A 19,047-nucleotide genomic window follows, 5' to 3' on the forward strand; every position below is an offset into this window, starting at 1 on the left:
AGACTGGCGGCATGACGAATAGCACTAATACTGAGACCCAGTCCGCAACGTCCCAATTCTCAACGACTCCTCGCCCACAGGATGACCTCTACTTGGCCACCAACGGCGAGTGGATTAGCAATCACGTCATCCCGGCTGACCGCCCCATCGATGGCGCCTTTTACAAGCTGAGGGATGAGGCGGAGGAAAACGTCCGCGAGCTCATCACCACGGCCGCCGATGCGGATCCGAATTCCCGCGTCGCTCGCTTGTACAACTCTTTTATGGACGAAGCCGCTATTAATAACGCCGGCGCAGCCCCACTCGCGCAGGATTTAGAAATGATCGCCTCCGCCGAGAACGCGCATGAGCTGGCGTTGGCGCTCGGCCGCCTCGACCGCCTCGGTGTCGGTGGTGCGCTCGGGTACTGGGTAGAGAAGGATTCCGGCTCGGACCTGGATGCTCTTTATCTGTTGCAGTCGGGCCTCGGCCTCCCGGATGAGGCTTACTACCGCGAGCCTGGTCACGCCGACACCCTCGTCGCCTATGAGCAGCATATTGCCGCTATGTTGAAGCTCCTCTCCTCGCATGACGACGGCGCGGGGAACCTCTCCACCGCGCTTGCTGCATTCGAGTTGGTGAACCCGGCCGCTGCGGCGGCGCGCATCGTGGCTTTTGAAAAGCGAATTGCCGCTGGTCACTGGAATGTGGTCGATACCCGCGATGCACTGAAGACCTATAACAAGACGGCCATTGCTGACCTCCCCACCGGCTTCCCGGTCGCGGAGTGGCTCGCGGCCACCGGCGTGAATGAGACGAACCAGACTGCCATCGACACCATCGTGGTGATGATGCCGTCGTACTTCGAGCACTTGAGCAAGCTGTGGCAGGACACTGACCTGGCAGATCTGCGCCTGTGGGCACTGTGGCGCGTCCTCCACCAGCGCGCCGCCTACCTGTCGGATGACTTCTCTGCGGAGAGCTTTAACTTCTACGGCCGCACCTTGCAGGGTTCGACCGAGCAGCGTGCACGCTGGAAGCGTGGTGTTGCCTTTGCGGACGGGGCGGTTGGACACGACGTCGGCAAGCTGTATGTGGAAAAGCATTTCCCGCCGGAGTACAAAGAGCAGGTCCTGGAACTAGTGGACTACCTGCTGGCGGCATACCGGGAGCGCATTTCGGAGCTGCCGTGGATGACGAAGGCGACGCAGCAGCGGGCACTGGAGAAGCTGTCGCTGTTTAAGGCCAAGATTGGTTACCCGGAGCGTTGGCGTGATTACTCGGCGATGGAGCTCGGGGATTCCCTGATGGACAATGCTCGCGCTGCCAGCGCTTTTGCGCATGATTATGAGGTGGCAAAGCTGGGCACCCCGGCCAATCGTGATGAGTGGCATGGCACTCCGCAGACGGTCAATGCCTTCTACAATCCGGTGGTCAATGACATCACGTTCCCGGCTGCGATTTTGCAGTCGCCGTTCTTCTCACCAGACGCTTCCCCGGCGGAGAACTTCGGTGGCATCGGTGCGGTTATTGGTCACGAGATTGGGCATGGTTTTGATGACCAGGGCTCGCAGTATGACGGTCACGGCAACCTTCACCAGTGGTGGACCGATGAGGATCGCGCAGCTTTTGAGAAGCTGACCGCCGCGCTGGTGGACCAGTACGAGGGCCTGGTTCCGCAGGCCCTGCGCGAGCAGGCCGAGGAGGGAGAAGAGGGCTCTGACCTGCCTGGCGTCAATGGTCGCTTCACCCTGGGCGAGAACATCGGTGACTTGGGCGGGCTTGGTATTGCCGTCGTCGCTTTCCGACGTTTCCTCGCTGCCCGCGGTGAGGAGCTCGGATTGGAGGACACCCCAGAGACCTACCGCGACCTGTTCAAGCAGTGGGCACTGGTCTGGCGTTCCAAGATTCGTCCGGAGTTTGCACGCCAGCTGCTTGCCATCGACCCGCACTCGCCGGCGGAATTCCGCTGCAACGTCATTGCCAGCAACATCGATGAGTTCCATGAGGCCTTCGGCACTTCAGCGGGCGACGGCATGTGGCGTGAGCCGAATGAGCGCGTGAATATCTGGTAATTCTGCGGGCCCCAGCCTGCGCTGCGATACCCTACAACGTCTTCTGGGGCCCTCCGAGGTCTTCCGCAGCCTCCGGGGACAGCCAACGTCTCACCATTTACTACAAATGCAAAAGCTCGCTTTTTGTTTTTGCAAACGTGGAACTAAAATCACAGGTGAGGCGCACGCTTTCCCGATGATCAAGTCGGGCAGGGCCACAATCAAGCGAGGTTCCTGTTACAAGTGCGCTTGCTAAGTGCTCTTGTTGGAGGAGGCCGCTGTGGACAGTCGCGACATCCAGGCACTCACCGCCGTCAAACTCTATTACGGCGAGGGGCTCACACAGTCTCAGGTTGCAACCGAACTCGGGGTTTCCCGCCCAACGGTTTCTAAACTGCTCAACCTTGGCCGTGAGCGCGGTTACGTGCGCATTGAGATCCATGATCCGCGCGAGGAAGCCTCAGAGACCGCTACGCAGATGCGGGATCGCTACAAGTTGAACGATGTGCGGCTGGCGCAACCGGCTCGCGCTGGCAACGCAGTCTTGCTCCGCGAGTTGGGGCGCGTGGGCGCCGAGCTTCTCGACGAGCTGGTGGTCGACGGTACCCTTCTCGGAGTTTCGTGGGGTAAGACCATGTACTCCGTATCCACGCAACTGAAGTCCAAGGATGTCTCGGGCGTGGAAATTGTGCAGCTCAAGGGAGGAATGAGCCACTCCGATAAGTCCACGAACGACATCCGCACTATTGGCGCTTTCTGCCACGCTTTCCACGCCTATGCCCGCACACTGCCGCTGCCGGTGATTTTCGATTCGGTCGAGACCAAGCGCATCGTGGAACAGGATCGGTTCATTGCCAGCGTTTTGGCTCTTGGCCGGACGGTGGACATTGCAGTTTTCACCGTCGGCGCCGTCGACCATGATTCGCTGGCCTTGAACTTGGGACAGCTGTCGGCAACCGAAAAAGACTTGCTCGTGGAGCGCGCAGTGGGCGATGCCTGCTCACGCTTCTATCGCGCTGACGGTGGCATTGCGCTGCCAGAGGTCGATGCCCGCACGGTAGGTATCAGCCTCTCTGACCTGCGCCGGATCCCCACTCGGGTACTTGTGGCCGGTGGCGCACACAAGGCCGCGGCCATCGACGTGGCCCTTCGAACAAATTTGGCTACTCACCTGGTCATCGACGATGCCACCGCTGAACGCCTGCTTGCGCTGGACTCACCGGCTGCACCGGCTGCACCGGCTGCACCGGGCTCGCCAGACTCCCCTGATAGCTCCACCCCTTCCCCTGCCACGGAATAACCGTCCCGGAACGCATCAGTACAAAGAACTGACACCCGGGCCCGAGAAGCGTCTTTGTCCTCTTCGACCGATAGACTTAAGCGAGCGCACATGTCCGCATATATGTTGCAGCCGCTGTCCGGTCGGAGAGGACGATTGTTTAGGTGTCACCAGCACAGCAAATCAGGCACACACTCCAGGCCTACGAGTCGGCAGACGCATCTTTTGCTCAGTCCGCAAAGAAGTTGCCACCCGTGGGGTGGAAAGGAGCGCTCTACGCTCTCAAGCGTGCGGGTATTGAGTTTTTCTTGGAGCTCGGTTTCGACGCTGCCGCGAAGTTGACCTATTACACGGTGTTGACCTTCGCGCCTGCACTGCTTGCGATTTATTCAATTGCCACGCTGATGCTGGCCGGCTATACAGAAGACCTCAACCGTCTGACCGAGGATTTCATCCGCAGCTACATTCCGGCTGAGTATGCCGAACCGATCCGCAATGTCATTTCAACGATTATCGGCTCCGCCACGGGCGGTCTTGTCGCACTGACTATCGGTATTGTCTTTGCACTGATTTCGTCCTCGGCCTACACGCGCGCTTTTTCGCGTACGGCAAACTCCATCTACGGCGTTTCCGAAGGTCGCACGCTGATTCGCTACCACCTGCTCATGGTCGCCATTACGCTGCAGCTGTTAATCGGCACTGTGGTGCTACTTATTGCGATTATTGTCAATGACCAGCTAGTTATCACCATTGTCGAACCGGTTGCCCGCCCATTGGGTATTGAATCGACCACGCGACAGGTCATTGACTTCTGCATCTCCGTCTGGAGTTGGCTGCGCTGGCCGGTGATTATCGTCATGTCGATGATTCTGATTGGCTCGCTGTACTACTTCACGCCGAACGTGCGCATGCGCAAATTCCGCTGGCTCAGCACAGGTTCGGCACTGGCAATTATTAGCTCGCTGATCATCGGCAAGGCGCTCCAGCTGTACTTATTCAACTTTGCGGCTTCGAATCCCTATGGCGCCATGGGTGCGGTTATCGCGCTGATGACCGCACTCTGGAGCATTAATGTGGTCGTGGTCTTCGGCTTTAAGCTGGATGCCGAGGTTGAGAGGATGCGCCAACTGCGCGCTGGCCTGCCCTCAGAGCGATACATCCAGCTTCCGCCTCGGGCTACCGCTGCCGCCGAGGGCGAGCAGAAAATCCATCAGAATCTAGAAAAGCAGGCGGCCGAATTCCGAACTGAGGAAGAGCTATAGCGCAATCACACCCACGATTGCTGCGTTGAGCAGGTTGGTGCACAGACCCGCGATTAGCGCCAGTGGACCGTTCTTGGCAATCTCACCGCGGCGCTCCGGCGACAGCGCGCCGAAGGAACCAATCTGAATCGCAATGGACGACAGGTTAGCGAAGCCGGCCAGGGCGAAGGTCGCCAGCATGATGGACTTCGGATCCAGCGAGTCGACGTGCTCAGAGAACGAGGTGTAGCCGACGAACTCGTTCAGAATCGTCTTCTCACCAATGAAGCTACCGACCAGCCCTGCGTTCTCCCACGGCACACCAATCAGCCATGCAATTGGCGCAAAGATTAGGCCGAACAGTCCTTCCAGAGACCAGTTATCCTGACCGAACCAGCCGCCAATGCCGCCGATCATCGCCGACAGCATCGCAATCACAGCGATGAACGCAATCAACAGACATGCCACAACCACAGCAATACGACCGCCGGCCAGCGCACCCGATCCAAGCGCATCAATGACGTTCTTCGACTCGGTATCGCGGACATCCTTCACCGACGCATCCAGATCAGATTCCTCTGTCTCCGGCCAGAAAGTTTTCGCAATCAGCAGCGAGCCCGGCGCGTTCATTACCGATGCCGCCAGCAGGTATTCCAACGGCGCACCGAGCAGGGAGTACCCGATCAAGGTCGATCCGGCCACCGACGCAAAACCGCCCGACATACATGCGAACAGCTCCGACTTGGTCAGTTTCGGAATATACGGCTTAACGACGAGTGGAGCCTCCGACTGCCCGAGGAAAATCACCGTGGAAGCGAAGACGGACTCCACCTTCGAGGTACCCATAATGAACTTCAGTGCGGAGCCCACATATTCGACGAAGTACTGCACTACCCGCAGGTAGTAGAGGGCACCGAGGACTGCGCCCAGGAAGATGATCACTGGCAACACGTTAAGCACGAAGACGAAGTTCTTACCCGTGTCGTCGAAAAGATTACCGAACACAAAAGAGGTGCCCTCATTTGTAAAATCGATCATCTTCTCAATGGCACCGGCCACACTCTTCAGCGCCTGGAAGCCAGGTTCCCACTTCAGCACTACCAGCGCGAATACCGCTTGCAGCAGCAGGCCAACGCCGAGTGTGCGCCAGTTAATGGCTTTCCTGTTCTTTGAGATAGCAATGGCAAATCCGATGACGAGGATGATGCCCAGTAAGCCTTGCAGTCTATCCATGACTAAGGTCTTCTTTCTTGATAAAAGAGGCTGTGGTGATGATGCCTACAGGTCCTCGGGACCAAAGGAGTAAGGGAGAATTTTTTCGAAGTCAATGCTGGACGGAGCGCCCAAACCACCATTTTCCGGGCGCTCGGACTCCACTATGACGCGCTTGCACCCAAATTCGTGCAGGACTTGCCGACAGGCGCCACAGGGGTGGCACGGTGCCGCCTTTCGCCCGACGATGGCGCAGGCCGCAATCTTATGGTTGCCGCCGTGCTCCACGACCATGCGGAATACGGCTGTGCGCTCTGCGCAGTTGGTCAACCCATAGGATGCATTTTCTACGTTGCAGCCTGTGACCACCGTGCCGTCGTCAAGCAGAAGTGCGGCACCGACCGGAAAACCTGAATAGGGGACGTACGAGTTTTCCGTGGCTGCGTAGGCCTTAGCCAGCAGTTCTTCGTCTGAGATGTGGGACATTGTGCTCTCCCTCTCCGAACCTGTTCGAGGTATTTATGCAAACATACTTATGTGGGTACAAATGGAAAGTTACCTATTGACATTTGTTCTAGTGCTGATGATAATCGGAATCAGCAGAGTTCACAAGACCAATATCGCTAAGCACAATCGCCTATAAAAGGAGCGAACAATGGCTGAAAAGTTCGATGTAGTTGACGTCATCAAGGTAAAGCGTGATGGCGGTGAGCTCAATCCGGAGGAGATTTCCTGGATCATTGACGCCTACACCCGCGGCGTCGTGGGCGATGAGCAGATGGCGGCGCTGAACATGGCCATCTTCATCCGCGGCATGAACCGCCGCGAGATTGTGGATTGGACTCAGGCGATGATTGACTCGGGCGAGACCATGAGCTTCGCATCGCTGAGCAAGCCCACCACGGACAAGCACTCCACAGGTGGTGTCGGTGACAAGATCACGCTGCCGCTGGGCCCACTGGTGTCCTCCTACGGCGTGGCCGTCCCACAGCTGTCCGGTCGCGGCCTCGGACACACCGGCGGCACCTTGGACAAGCTGGAATCCATTCCAGGCTGGCAGGCGGATGTTCCGAATGATCGCTTGATGCAGATTCTGGAGAATTCCGGTGCGGTCGTCGCAGCAGCCGGTGCGGGCCTGGCACCTGCGGACAAGAAGATTTACGCGCTGCGTGACATCACCTCGACGGTGGACTGCATTCCGCTGATTGCCTCGTCAATCATGTCCAAGAAGATTGCGGAGGGCACTTCCAACTTGGTGCTGGATGTCAAGGTCGGTTCGGGCGCCTTCATGAAGGACCTGGATCAGGCTCGTGAGCTGGCTCGCACCATGGTTGACCTGGGCAACGACGCGGGTGTGAACACCCGCGCACTGCTGACGGACATGTCCACTCCGCTGGGTCTGACCATCGGCAATGCCCTCGAGGTCCGCGAATCGGTGGAAGTTCTCGCAGGTGGTGGCCCCGCAGATGTCGTGGAGCTGACCTGTGAGCTGGCCCGAAACATGCTGGAGCTGGCCGGCGTACACGATGCCGACGTGGAGAAGGCACTGAAGGACGGCCGCGCAATGGATTCGTGGAAGAAGATGATCCGCGCTCAGGGCGGCGATCCGGATGCCGCTTTGCCGGTGGCACCTCACACGCACGATGTGGTTGCGCAGGCTGACGGTTACCTGACCAAGCTGGATGCACTGGCTCTCGGCGTTGGTTCCTGGCGCTTGGGCGCGGGACGTGCTCGTAAGGATGATCCGGTGCAGGCCACTGCCGGTATTGAGATTTTTGCCAAGCCGGGAGACAAGGTGGTCAAGGGCCAGAAGCTGCTCACGCTGCACACTGAAACTCCGGATAAGTTCGAGCGCGCCCTCGAGTCCATCGAGCCGGGCATTGAAATCGGCGACACCGCGCCGACAGCCGAGCGCGAGATTATCCTCGATCGCGTGTCCTAGCCCGCCACCTCCCTACTTTTAAGCACCTACTTTTAAGCTCTCTCCCAAATTTCCGAAAGGACTTGATTTCTCCCATGACTTCCCGCGCTGATGTTGCCAAGATGATTGACCACACCCTACTCAAGCCAGAAGCCACCTCTGACCAGGTCAAGGCTCTTATCGCCGAGGCCGCCAAGCTCGGCACCTACTCCATCTGCATCTCCCCTTCGCAGCTCCCAGTCGAGGTGCCAGAGGGCCTGCATATCGCCACTGTCGTCGGTTTCCCCTCCGGCGCGGTAAAGGCCGAGGTCAAGGCTGCTGAAGCTGCTCGCGCTGTGGCCGATGGTGCTGAAGAAGTCGACATGGTCATCAACATCGCCTTCGCCAAGGAGCACCGCTTCGACGACCTCGAGGCCGAAATCAAGACTGTTCGCGATGCCATTCCGGGCAAGATCTTGAAGGTCATCATCGAGTCGGCCGCCCTGACCGATGAGGAAATCATCGCAGCCTGCAAGGCCTCCGAGTCCGCAGGCGCAGACTTCGTCAAGACCTCCACAGGCTTCCACCCGGCCGGCGGCGCTTCCGCTCACGCTGTGAAGCTCATGCGCGAAACCGTCGGCGACCGCCTGGGTGTCAAGGCTTCTGGCGGTATCCGCGATGCCGCTGCCGCCGAGGAAATGATTGCTGCGGGCGCCTCCCGCCTGGGCCTTTCCTCCTCCGCCGCTGTCCTCGATGGTCTGAAGTAGGCGAACACCGATGCTCTCCGAACAGCTACAAGCCACCATCACCGATTGGATCGCCCACGATCCGGACAAGGCCACCGCCGCCGAACTCTCCTCGCTTTACGACGAAGCCAAGGCCGCCAACCCCGATGCGATTGCCGAGCTGGAAAGCCGTTTTGCCGGGCCACTCGAATTCGGCACTGCAGGTCTTCGCGGTGTCGTTGCAGCTGGCCAGTCCCGCATGAACCGTGCCACGGTCATCCGTGCCACCGCTGGCTTGGTTGCGCATCTGAAGAACATTGTGGGCGATGACTTCACCGTGGTCATTGGTTGCGATGCCCGCCACGGCTCCGCTGACTTTCACCGCGATGCCGCAGCGGTTGTCGCCGCAGCCGGTGGCATGGCCCTGGCTCTGCCACAGCAGCTGCCCACACCGGTGACTGCCTTTGCCGTGCGCCACCTCAATGCCGATGCCGGCATCATGGTCACGGCCAGCCACAATCCACCAAAGGACAATGGCTACAAGGTTTACCTCGGTGGCCGCGCGGTGGAGTCGGATTCCCGCCGAGGCGTCCAGATTATCGCGCCCCATGACAAACAAATTGCGGAAGCCATTGCCGCTACTCCCCCGGCGAATGAGGTCCCGCGCGACTTCGATGCCGTCGAGCAGGTTGGTCCTGAACTGCTGGATGCCTATGTGAAACGGGCGGCTGCGCTCGCAACGACGTCGTCAAGCGAAGAGAAGCAGGCAGCGAAGATTGTCCTCACCCCGATGCATGGCGTCGGCGGCGAGACCATCGTGCGCACACTGAACGCGGCAGGTTTCTCGAATGTCAGCGTGGTCGAGAAGCAGTTCGCGCCGGATCCGGAGTTCCCGACGGTATCGTTCCCGAACCCGGAGGAAGCCGGTGCTTTGGATCTTGCGTTTGAGCTGGCTCGTGCCGAAGACGCGGATGTCATCATCGCGGCTGACCCGGATGCGGACCGTTGCTCGGTGGCTATTCCGGATAGCAGCGTCGACGGTGGCTGGCGACAGCTCTCCGGCGATGACATCGGTGCGTTTCTGGGTGAAGTCATCGGTGCGGACGCCGAGGCCCGTGGGACTGCGACCGTGACCAATGATGAGGGCGCGGAGTTTCCGGCCACGATGGCTAACTCGATTGTGTCTTCGCGCCTGCTGGGTAAGATTGCCGCAGGTCACGGACTGAATTATCGCGCTACTCTGACCGGCTTTAAGTGGATTGCTGGTGTGGATGGGCTCATCTTCGGCTACGAGGAGGCCATTGGCTACTGCACCGATCCGGCAGTCGTGCGAGACAAGGACGGCGTATCTGCGGCGGTGCGTGTCGCCGACGCGGTGGCGCGGTTGAAGGGCCAGGGGCTGGGCATTCAGGACCTGCTGGATGAGGTCGCCTGCGCCCACGGCCTCTACAAGACCGCCCCGTTGACCTTCCGAGTCGAGGACCGCTCGCTGATTACCAAGGGCATGGACACTCTACGCGCCAACCCGCCTGCACAGCTGGCCGGATCGGAGGTCACGCAGGTCACGGACATGAATGACGGCCTAGACATGGTCGACGCCAAGGGCGAGAGCTATCACATCCCGCCTACCGACGGCATTCTCATTCTCACCGAGGCCAACGACCGCGTCATTGCCCGGCCTTCCGGCACGGAGCCGAAGCTGAAGTGCTACTTGGAGGTCGTGCTGCCGGCCGCGCCGGCTGCGATTCCACACGCCGCCGCTGCCGAACGCCTCGACCAGATCAAGGCCGAGCTCAAGGAAATCCTGGGGATGTAGCCACTGAGCAGCTACTAGCTACACCTCGCAACAAACTGGGGTGCGCATGTGCAGCCCGGAGTCTTGGGCCGGCTCATGAGTTACTGACTAGGTTTATGACAAAAACAAGCAGAAATTAGTGCCGAAACTGCCATAAACTTAAGCAGTTTCTCGATGGCCGCGCCCTCATTTGAGGCTCACCACCTCATTTCGGGTCTAGCTAAACCCGCCCTTGCCGCATTTTGCGGACGACATGCGTCTCCTAATATGCTTTACAGTTTTCCCAGTAATACAATAAAAGACGTTAACCGTGTCCCCAGGGGGATGGAACACCATTCGCTACGCGGGTTAGGCCCATCACAGGGGGAACACTTCCTCCTCGCGATTGGTACGTCCAGCATGTCGTATAACGAGTTCCCCAGCTCAGACCCCAACTACAGTTCGAATCCTTCCACCGGCTCGTTCGGTCCCGTGTACCCAAACCAGGCGCCCCAACCCCAACCTCAACCGCAGCCCCAATTCGCTGCGCAACCAGCACCAACTTTCGCCTACGCAGCCCCGGCGTATCCGCAGCAGAACTCACGCACTTCCGGCGCCATGATTGCGCTCATCTCAGTGCTGTGTGTGGTGTTGTTAGGTCTGATTGGCGCGGTACTTTATGTCACCCTAGACAAAGATGACTCGGCGACTGCGGCCGACACACAGACGGCTGCCACTACACAGGTCGCTGCCGATGCTTCGAGCCAGCCCAACCCACCGGTCACGCAGACTGAGACCGTGGTCGTTCCAAACTCCGCGAACTCTGGTGGCTCTGCTGGGTCCTCGGGCTCGTCACGTGGCCTGGCTGGCGGCAACCTCTCCAGTGCGTGGAAGGGCACGTCCTCAACGAGCGATCCGTTCGTTCGAAATGTCCACAGAGCCTACGTCCGCTACCGCAATTCCACTGGTGCGGAATCCGGCACCATCACGGCCTACAGCCCAACGACTGGCCTGACCTACAACATGTGGTGCCGTCCTGCTGGCGGCAACATCAAGTGCACGGGCGGCCGTAACGCAGTGGTGTACATCGGCTAACGCACACCACCCGCAGCCACAGTCGCAACACTCCAGTTCGCGCCCTACGCCGCAACCTACGCCACCACGTCGTCCAGACCACCAGCTAGGTCGTGGAAGATCGCTCGGTTGAGACGAAATGCCTTCTTCGCCTCGTCGACCACGGCATCTTTATCGGCATCCGAAATGCCCAGCTCAGACAGACTCCGTCGGTAGCCGTCGCGGTAGGGCTTAATTTTTCCGATCGCGGAGAAGTCATAGAATCGGGTTCCCTCCGCACCGATGCCGTAGTGCTTGGCCAGCATGGACGCAATCACCTGACCACCAGAAAGATCACCCAAGTAGCGAACATAATGGTGCGCCAATGCGGCGTTGGCGTTGCCGTTGCTTTCGATTTCACGAAGCTCGGCCACGTAGTTCTTTGTCGCCTCCACAGGCGAGATCTTTTCCCGCCAATCAGGCCCCACCAAGTGCTCAAGGTCGGCTGCCAGTGCTTCCAGGCGCTCCAGCTGCGCATCGTAGACCGCGCTGACCTGCTCTGACTCCGCAGTGGACCGCACTGCCTGCTCCAACGCTTCGTACACAAAGTAGAGCTGACCGGTTAAATCGATGGCCGCCTGCGCATCCAGTTCACCCGCGAGCAGTCTCGACATGAAGTCGGAGTTTTCCGCTTCACTGTGGACACCGGAAGTCTCCACTTTGAGCCGCTCTGCCAAGGGCTGAGCAGCCAGCTTGTCACCTTCTTTAATCGCGTTTTCAACCATGGTTTTCTTCTTTCTCTGTGGGCTTTTCGGAGACTAGGGTGAGAGGTATTGTCCGCGCTGAGGCACCAGTACGGGGTTGCCCGCGGAGTCCTGAAGCACTTCCACACCGATGCCGTAGACTTCGCTGACGGTCTGTGCATCCAGGGTTTCCGCAGGCGGGCCTTGCTTTACGACGCGCCCCTGCGCCACCACCACAACGTGATCGGCATACGCCGCTGCGGCGGACAAATCGTGCAGGACCACGACCACGGCTTTGCCCGCCTCCGCGCGGGCGCGCATCATTCCCATGATTTTTTCGGCGTGGTGGAGGTCCAGGGCCGCGGTTGGTTCGTCGAGAAGCACGACGGGAGTGTCCTGGTAGAACACGCGCGCGCTGTGGACGCGGGCGCGCTCACCTCCGGAGAGGGTCGGGACTTCCCGGTCAAGGAGGTGCGCGACGTCGCATTCAGTGATGACTTCCGCGAGCAGCTCCTCGTTCGGGCAGCCCCAGGGGTTGCGTCCGAAGTCGATGACTTCGCGGCTGGTGAATGGCACGGACAGCTCTTGGCTCTGCACCAGGACAGCGCGGTAGCGGGCCAGGTCAGCGATGGAGAGCTCGGCAATGGAGTGCTCGCCGATCCGGACGTCGCCGCCGCTGAGCTCATGGTCGCCGGAAAGCGCTGCGAGCAGTGTCGACTTTCCGGCACCATTCGGGCCGACCAGCGCGGTGACTTTTCCGGGCTCGGCGACCACGGAAATATCGTTGAGGATGCGGTGACCATCCAGGGTGATGCTGACATTTTCGGCAGAAATGCCCAGACCAGAGTGGATTTCCATTAGTGCACCGCCCTCTTCGAACGCAGGAGCAGCCAGAAGAACAGCGGGCCACCGACAATCGAGGTGAGCATTCCCAGCGGCAAGTCCGCACCGGTAATCATGGTGCGAGCCGCGAGGTCGGCCAGCGTTGTGGCCAGCGCGCCGCCGAGGATGCATGCGGGAATCAACGTGCGATGCGCTGGTCCCAACAGCAGTCGTGCAGCATGCGGCACGACCAGACCGATGAAGACGATGATGCCGGAAAATGCCACTCCAGCCGCCACGACCAGGGACGTGCCAAAAATGATGGCGCGACGCAGCGTGACGACGTTAATACCCAGGTGACGGGCTTGCGCTTCACCAAGACTCAGAATGTCCAGCTTGCGGTAGCTGACCCACATGGCAATTACGGCTGGAACTGTCACCAGCGTAATGATGACAACCTGCGTCCAGGTGGCGCTGGCAAACGAGCCCATCTGCCAGAACACAATGCGGTCGCGGGCCGCCGTGGAGGCTACGAATGTCAGGAGCGACACCAGACCACCGCAGATGGAGTTCACAGCCACACCGACCAGAATGATTCGGGCGATGTCGCGGCCACCGTGCGCATTGGCGGCCACAATAGCCGTGGCCACCGCACCACCAATAAAAGCTGAGACCGCAATAGCCCAGCTGCTGGCGAAGACACTCAACACTCCGCCAAGCACCCCGGAAAGCCCGGCGGCGGTGCCCAAAACTGTGGCGGTAGCAGCGCCGACGGCAGCGCCGGAGGAAACACCGATGAGGCCGGGTTCAGCGAGCGGGTTGCCGAACACCGCTTGCAGCGCCACACCCGCGAGGGCTAGCCCCGCGCCTACGAGGCAGGCCAGCGCGATGCGCGGTAGTCGCACTTGCCACAGCACGGTGTCGATGGGCTCTGGCGCGTCACCGAGACCGCCATTGAACACTAGCCTCACCATTGAGCTCAGTGATTCGCCGATGGTGGCGCCGAACTGCCCCACGGAGGCCGACCAGCCTATTGCCAGCACCAGCGCTAGGGCGAGCCCGATGAAAACGGTCGCCTGTCTGAACGGAATAGTTTTGTTCGCGGTTGTCTGCATTGCTCAGCCAGTCACTTCCCCGCAGTCTTGTCTGCACTCGCATCAGCACTCGCATCAGAGCCTGCACCAGAACCAGAACCAGCACCGCCACCGTAGAGAGCATCCGCAATGGCGCGGATGGCACGCGGCGACTGCGAGTCAAAGGACAGCAGCTGCGAATCCGGCACATCCACAACGGACTCATTCTGGCCCGCCGGGGTCTGCGCGATGCCCGGGATCTCCTTCAGACCTTCAATCCCGCCGACGGACTCCAGGCCACCGGTCATCACCAAGATGGTGTCGGGAGCCGCAGCGATCAGGGACTCCGGAGTAATCGGCGTGAACGCGCCCTGAATACCAACGCCCTCGCCGGCATCAACACCGCCCAGACGAGTAATCAGAGAACGCCCACCCGAGTCCGGCCCTGCAATCATGGCCACACCGGTTCCGCGCACGTAGAGGATCATCATCTTGCGGCCATCGGCCTTGGCGTGCGCGTACTCGGTCGCAGCCGCCAGCTCCTTGTCCAGGTGCTCCTTCACTGGGCCAACTTGGTCAGCCAGGCCGACTGCGGCCGCAACTTCGTCGATAAGCGTGTTGATGGTCTCGGGAGTGCGCTCGTCCGACACATGGACGACGGTGATCCCCGCTTTTTCAAACGTGTCGAACACGCGGCTGGGGCCAATCGAGCCATCGGTAATGATGAGCTCCGGCTTTAGCTTCATCACCGACTCAGCATTGACCGCATGCCCGCCGATAGTGAGGTTTGGCAGATCCTTTACCGCCGGGAAATCGGAGGCAGAGTCGCGCCCCACCAAACGGTCTCCAAGACCAAGTGTGTAGACCGAACGACTGAGTGCTCCCGCCCGGTCAAGCGTGAGAATACGCTGGTAGTCCTTACCTTCTGCCGGCTTCGGATCCTTTAGCAGCACTTCGGGGTTTTCCGAAGGCAGGTTCGCATGCGCGCCACCGTGAGCGGAAATGTTGTCGGCGCGCGGTACCGTCGTCACGCCAGCGCTTGACGACGACGCCCCCTGCGGCGCGGCATCATCGGAACCACAGGCGACTAGTCCTGCGACCAGGACAACACTCAACAGTGTCCCGGCAAGGCTGCGAACGCGACAGGCAGGCACGGTGAACATATTCCCCCTCTGTGAGCTGACGCTGCACGGAGATAGACGACAAAAGAATGACTAAATAACGACTAACACTAGTAACAAAGAGCTTAGAAAGGACTTTGCTCTACTCACCCAAAGAATCTTAGGCTATCTTTTGGTTCTAGGTTAGCCTATCCTTAAAAAAAGATAGTAATTTCTAACAGTTTTTCGGAAGGACGTTACCTCCTATGACTACCCGTACGCTCCAGCGTCGCGCAGCTCTCCTGGCCATTCCGGCCGTCGCCGCACTTCCACTTCTCGCCGCCTGTGGCTCAGATGCCCCAGACGGTGCCGCGCAGGATGCTGCCAACGCCTCGGAAACCACCAGTTCGGCTGAGGCTCAAGAAACCGACGCCACCGCCGGTGAAGTAACCATGGAGGCCGAGCCGGTCAACGACCTGTCCGAGGGCGATGTCATCACCGTCGACCTCGCTGGCCTCGACCCCGACTACGGCTACTACGCCGCACTCTGCGCCGCAGAGAAGGCTCCAGGCAACCCCGTCCCGGACTGCACCGGTGACCGCAGTGCCGGCACCCAGTCGCAGCAGTGGATTACCAAGAAGTCCGGTGGCACCACCACCATCGCCGACGACAACACTGCGCACTTCGAGCTCAGCGTCGTCCCCACCGGTGAGGCCGTGGACTGTACTCAGCAGGAGTGCGTGCTGAAGCTCTTCGGCGACCACAGCGAGGGTTTCGAGGACATCACCGAAATCCCGGTTACTTTCGCAAAGTAGCCAAACCACACACGCGCAGGTGTCGCAGACCTAGGCTAAGAGCCATGGAAACCGACCAGCCTGCGACTGCCAAAGAGGCGGCACCGCGCCGCATCACACTCCTGCCCGGCGACGGCATCGGCCCCGAAATCACCGATGCCTGCCGAGGACTCATCACCGGCGTCTTCCCCCACTGGGAACTGAAAGAGGCACATATTGGCTGGTCACAATGGTGCGCGCACGGCAATCCCATCCCACAGGAGACCTGGGAAACACTAGAGCGCAGCGATGCCGCTCTCCTCGCGGCGATTACCTCCAAGCCCGCTCGCGAGGCCGAGGAAGAACTAGCACCGCATCTGAGCGGTACCGGCCTGACTTACCGCTCCCCTGTTCTCCAGCTGCGCCAGCGCCTCGATCTCTTCGCCAACATCCGCCCGGTCACCCTGCCCGGCGCGGCTGCCGACTTCACCATCGTCCGCGAAAACACCGAGGGCCTCTACAGTCACGACTATCTCCTTCCGCCTCACGACGCCCCGGCCGACTCCTCGCACCACCACCTGTGGGCAGAGGTGGTGGAGGACTCGACGGTGGCTCGCGCCGTCGATAAGCATGGCGAAGTTGCGGTTTCTTTGCGCGTGACGACGTCCTTTGCGTGGCACCGCCTTGCGCGACAGGCGGCTAAGTTGGCTCTCGCGCGGCAGGCGGCAAACCCCGATTCGGAGGCCACGCCGACGGTGACGGTGGCGGACAAGCCGAATATCCTGCGGGACTCTGCGCGTGTGATTCGCGGGGCGGTTGAGCAGGTTGCGGAGGAGTATCCGCAGGTCGCATTCGATTTTGCCAATGCGGATGCCGTGGCAATGCAGCTGGTGACCGACCCGGCGCGCTTTGATGTCATCATCGCGGAGAACCTTATCGGCGACATTCTCAGTGACATCGGCGCTGGGCTGATTGGCGGGCTGGGGCTGGCGGCGTCGGCGAATGTGGGCGATAACTTCGCGGTTTTCGAGCCGGTGCACGGTTCGGCACCTGACATTGCGGGTCGCGGCGTTGCTAACCCGGCTGCGTTTTTGCTCTCAGCGGCAATGTGCGCGGAACATCTTGGGCATCCGACCTCAGAGCTCGCACCGGCCGCCAAGCTGCGCCAGGCCGTCTACGCCGCGACTCGCACCGCGCCGACGCTGGATCTCGGCGGCACCGCAACTACCAGCGACTTTGTGGCTGCGGTGCGGGCGGAGCTGGGGTTGTAGGCATTGACTCAATTAAGAAGCGCAATTAAAGTGGTCGCTATCAATCCCAGCCGTTGACCCTCCGCCAATAAGGAGAGCGCCGATGACTGGGATTACTCATAGGGGGAGGGTCAAGAAGTATGAGTAAAAACAGGTATAACGCTGCGCAGGCTGTGCCTTTACGTGAAATCACTAACGAAGACGATCCTTTACACGTTAACTACACCGGAAAACAGGACCCTGAGGACGACGAAGAAGAGCTCTAGCTCCTACTGGAACTGGCTGAGGTCAATGCCTTCCAGCGGGTCGGACTCGCGGATGTCTTCCTCCGGTGGCAGCGGCACCTCGCAGAGCACAACTGCCGCGCCACACGGGTCCTGCACGGTTGCCAGCGGACCAAACTCGGTGGCCTGCGGGGCAACGAGCACGGAACCGCCCAGTTCCTCAGCCTTGGCGACAGCGGTGTCGATATTCTCCACGCCGAGGTAGGCCAGCCAGCCGACGAAGCTCTTATCGGCAGCATCGGTCTGCGCGGCAACCGAGCTGGCTACCAAACCTGCAAATGGTGCCCCGTCTTCCATCGCGACTGCGAAGGTGCCGTGCTCGTTCTTGTTGCGCACTGCGATTTCCCAGCCAAAGAAGTTGTGGTAGAAGTCCGCGACCTGCTCAAAGGTCTCCTCCGGGCCTGCAACCAGCTCGAACCACACCGGGGTGCCGGGCTCGCCCGCTGCAATGAAGGCCTGCTCACCCGGCTGTTCCAGCAGCCCAATGAGGCCGCCTGCGGGGTCGGAAACGACGGCCATCGTGGATCCGTCGACAAGCGGGGTCGGTTCCTGGAAGACCTCGGCGCCGAGCTCACGCGCCTTGTCGACGGCACCAGCGGCGGAGTCGACATGGAAGTTCACGCGCCACTGGTTGACGAAGGCATCCTCCGCGTCCTTATCGGCCTCAAGCAGTACCGACACCGGCATTCCGGACAGCATGGCAACACGGCGACCAGCGGAGGCCTCGCGGGCATCCTCATGGATTGGTGCGGTGTTGCGGTAGGCCCACCCGAGAACGCCGCGGTAGAAGCGCTCGGTCTTACGCGGTGCGGCGGAGAGCAGATCTACGCGCAGGGGCATGCCAAATTCGGCGGGAAATGCGGGCATGAGTTACAGGTTCCTCCACTTTTCAGGATCAAAGTCATCATCGGCGGTGGCCTCATCAAAGTAGTCATCATCGACTTCATCGGTGGTGGCCACGCGTGCCGACATACCGGCAACAGAGACGACGTCCCCTGGACGCAGCACCTTGCCACGGCGAGTGTCGACCTCACCGTTCACGCTGACCTGGCCCTCAGCAATGAGTTCCTTGGCCAGACCGCCCGTTTCCACCAGGTTTGCCAACTTCAGGAATTGCCCGAGACGGATGGACTCATCCCGGATTGCGACATCGATAGGCTCCATGCCCTTAAGTGTGTCATATCCGGTAATAATCTCGAACCGCTACGGAGATGAGGCAGCGCACCCTAACATCTTTCTCATGTCTAATTCACGGTCTCCGAAGCGGCCCCGAATCGCCAGCGAAGCGCCACCCCGCCCTCCGTTGCGCCATATTGTCGCCGCCTCAGTAGCTGTGAGTTTGCCGCTTATGACAATGGCACTCATCTCAAACTCCATTTCCGACCTGCTGTTTTTGCCCCCTATTGGGGCCGCCATGGCCCTTATCGTCGGCGCACCGAACTTGCCCCTGGCACAACCGCGAAATGTTGTAGTTGGACACCTGATCGGCTGCATTACTGGCATCCTAATGTCGCGCCTTCTAGGAGTCTCCATCATCACCGCGGCAATCGCCGCCGGTATCGCCTTCGCACTTATGCTCATCGCTCGGGCAGCTCACTCCCCAGCGACCGCTACCGCGATTGTCACCGCGCTGATGCCGCACGGCCCCGACATCAGCAACAACTTCCGTCTCCTTGGCTTCGTTTTCGCCTCTTCAATCATGATTGTGGTGCTGGGGATCCTCGCCAACCGACTGCGCGGCCTTCGGTATCCGACGTACTGGTGGTAGGCGGATTCTGGGGCACG

The 19,047-nt window shown here is 60.2% G+C and carries 19 protein-coding genes; 11 read left to right on the plus strand and 8 right to left on the minus strand.

Translation table 11 applies throughout. The features are described from left to right. Nucleotides 1–11 precede the first annotated feature (11 nt). From HMPREF2860_RS07660 to HMPREF2860_RS07670, 3 genes are all read left to right on the plus strand, one after another. Nucleotides 12–2,054, plus strand: a complete 2,043-nt coding sequence (locus tag HMPREF2860_RS07660; RefSeq protein ID WP_070628740.1) for a M13 family metallopeptidase — start codon at nt 12–14, stop codon at nt 2,052–2,054. A 259-nt stretch (nt 2,055–2,313) separates the two neighbouring features. Beyond that, the gene (locus HMPREF2860_RS07665; RefSeq protein ID WP_070559984.1) at nt 2,314–3,333 is read left to right on the plus strand and encodes a sugar-binding transcriptional regulator; all 1,020 of its coding nucleotides are present in this window, start codon (nt 2,314–2,316) and stop codon (nt 3,331–3,333) included. 233 nt (nt 3,334–3,566) lie between these two features. Beyond that, nucleotides 3,567–4,574 carry a YihY/virulence factor BrkB family protein gene (locus HMPREF2860_RS07670; RefSeq protein WP_224786663.1) on the plus strand — a complete coding sequence of 336 codons (1,008 nt, stop codon included), beginning with the start codon at nt 3,567–3,569 and terminating at the stop codon, nt 4,572–4,574. Here the strand turns inward: HMPREF2860_RS07670 and HMPREF2860_RS07675 are convergent. Both HMPREF2860_RS07675 and HMPREF2860_RS07680 read right to left on the minus strand, forming a co-directional pair. Next, complete coding sequence (locus HMPREF2860_RS07675) at nt 4,569–5,786, minus strand: NupC/NupG family nucleoside CNT transporter (RefSeq protein ID WP_038627249.1); 1,218 nt, start codon at nt 5,784–5,786, stop codon at nt 4,569–4,571. The genes HMPREF2860_RS07670 and HMPREF2860_RS07675 overlap by 6 nt on opposite strands. A gap of 45 nt (nt 5,787–5,831) precedes the next feature. Beyond that, entirely contained in the window at nt 5,832–6,251 is a 420-nt protein-coding gene (locus HMPREF2860_RS07680) for a cytidine deaminase (RefSeq protein WP_070559982.1), read from the minus strand. Between the two features lie 169 nt (nt 6,252–6,420). On the opposite strand from HMPREF2860_RS07680, the gene HMPREF2860_RS07685 reads away from it, so the two are divergent. The 4 genes from HMPREF2860_RS07685 (at nt 6,421) to HMPREF2860_RS07700 (ending at nt 11,259) form a co-directional block, all read left to right on the plus strand. Next, nucleotides 6,421–7,707 carry a thymidine phosphorylase gene (locus HMPREF2860_RS07685; protein ID WP_070628741.1) on the plus strand — a complete coding sequence of 429 codons (1,287 nt, stop codon included), beginning with the start codon at nt 6,421–6,423 and terminating at the stop codon, nt 7,705–7,707. 74 nt (nt 7,708–7,781) lie between these two features. Then, nucleotides 7,782–8,432 carry a deoxyribose-phosphate aldolase gene (deoC, locus tag HMPREF2860_RS07690; RefSeq protein ID WP_049172494.1) on the plus strand — a complete coding sequence of 217 codons (651 nt, stop codon included), beginning with the start codon at nt 7,782–7,784 and terminating at the stop codon, nt 8,430–8,432. A gap of 10 nt (nt 8,433–8,442) precedes the next feature. Next, complete coding sequence (locus HMPREF2860_RS07695) at nt 8,443–10,206, plus strand: phospho-sugar mutase (RefSeq protein ID WP_070559980.1); 1,764 nt, start codon at nt 8,443–8,445, stop codon at nt 10,204–10,206. 378 nt (nt 10,207–10,584) lie between these two features. Then, on the plus strand, nt 10,585–11,259 hold the full coding sequence (locus HMPREF2860_RS07700; RefSeq protein ID WP_224786662.1) for a hypothetical protein: 675 nt from the start codon (nt 10,585–10,587) through the stop codon (nt 11,257–11,259). 56 nt (nt 11,260–11,315) lie between these two features. Here HMPREF2860_RS07700 and HMPREF2860_RS07705 read toward each other — a convergent pair whose 3' ends face one another. Genes HMPREF2860_RS07705 through HMPREF2860_RS07720 form a run of 4 tightly spaced genes read right to left on the minus strand, consistent with a single transcriptional unit; the run spans nt 11,316 to nt 15,018 of the window. Next, nucleotides 11,316–12,002, minus strand: coding sequence for a biliverdin-producing heme oxygenase (locus tag HMPREF2860_RS07705; RefSeq protein WP_038627236.1), 687 nt, complete (start codon nt 12,000–12,002; stop codon nt 11,316–11,318). A gap of 33 nt (nt 12,003–12,035) precedes the next feature. Beyond that, complete coding sequence (locus HMPREF2860_RS07710) at nt 12,036–12,818, minus strand: heme ABC transporter ATP-binding protein (RefSeq protein ID WP_070559976.1); 783 nt, start codon at nt 12,816–12,818, stop codon at nt 12,036–12,038. After that, nucleotides 12,818–13,897: a FecCD family ABC transporter permease gene (locus HMPREF2860_RS07715; RefSeq protein WP_049181259.1), complete on the minus strand. Its 1,080-nt coding sequence runs from the start codon at nt 13,895–13,897 to the stop codon at nt 12,818–12,820. Before HMPREF2860_RS07715 ends, HMPREF2860_RS07710 begins: the two co-directional genes overlap by 1 nt. An 11-nt stretch (nt 13,898–13,908) precedes the next feature. Then, on the minus strand, nt 13,909–15,018 hold the full coding sequence (locus HMPREF2860_RS07720; protein WP_070431868.1) for a heme/hemin ABC transporter substrate-binding protein: 1,110 nt from the start codon (nt 15,016–15,018) through the stop codon (nt 13,909–13,911). 203 nt (nt 15,019–15,221) lie between these two features. Here HMPREF2860_RS07720 and HMPREF2860_RS07725 point away from each other — a divergent pair, with 203 nt between their 5' ends. The 3 genes from HMPREF2860_RS07725 (at nt 15,222) to HMPREF2860_RS11335 (ending at nt 17,244) form a co-directional block, all read left to right on the plus strand. Next, nucleotides 15,222–15,770, plus strand: a complete 549-nt coding sequence (locus HMPREF2860_RS07725) for a neocarzinostatin apoprotein domain-containing protein (protein WP_070628742.1) — start codon at nt 15,222–15,224, stop codon at nt 15,768–15,770. 44 nt (nt 15,771–15,814) lie between these two features. Further along, the gene (locus HMPREF2860_RS07730; protein ID WP_049181253.1) at nt 15,815–16,999 is read left to right on the plus strand and encodes an isocitrate/isopropylmalate family dehydrogenase; all 1,185 of its coding nucleotides are present in this window, start codon (nt 15,815–15,817) and stop codon (nt 16,997–16,999) included. A gap of 119 nt (nt 17,000–17,118) precedes the next feature. Then, a complete protein-coding gene (locus HMPREF2860_RS11335; protein ID WP_255463551.1) occupies nt 17,119–17,244 on the plus strand; it encodes a hypothetical protein in 126 nt (41 codons plus the stop codon). Nucleotides 17,245–17,247: 3 nt separating this feature from the next. On the opposite strand, the gene HMPREF2860_RS07735 is transcribed toward HMPREF2860_RS11335, so the two are convergent. After that, the gene (locus HMPREF2860_RS07735) at nt 17,248–18,129 is read right to left on the minus strand and encodes a VOC family protein (protein WP_038627226.1); all 882 of its coding nucleotides are present in this window, start codon (nt 18,127–18,129) and stop codon (nt 17,248–17,250) included. 3 nt (nt 18,130–18,132) lie between these two features. Then, a complete protein-coding gene (locus tag HMPREF2860_RS07740; protein WP_070431866.1) occupies nt 18,133–18,426 on the minus strand; it encodes an RNA-binding S4 domain-containing protein in 294 nt (97 codons plus the stop codon). 76 nt (nt 18,427–18,502) lie between these two features. Between HMPREF2860_RS07740 and HMPREF2860_RS07745 the strand changes: the two genes are divergently transcribed. Continuing rightward, nucleotides 18,503–19,030 (plus strand): HPP family protein, encoded by a 528-nt coding sequence (locus HMPREF2860_RS07745; protein ID WP_070431865.1) that lies wholly within the window; start codon nt 18,503–18,505, stop codon nt 19,028–19,030. The last annotated feature ends 17 nt before the right edge of the window (nt 19,031–19,047 follow it).

It is taken from the genome of Corynebacterium sp. HMSC064E10 (genome assembly GCF_001812505.1).
Classification (GTDB): Bacteria; Actinomycetota; Actinomycetes; order Mycobacteriales; family Mycobacteriaceae; genus Corynebacterium; species Corynebacterium amycolatum.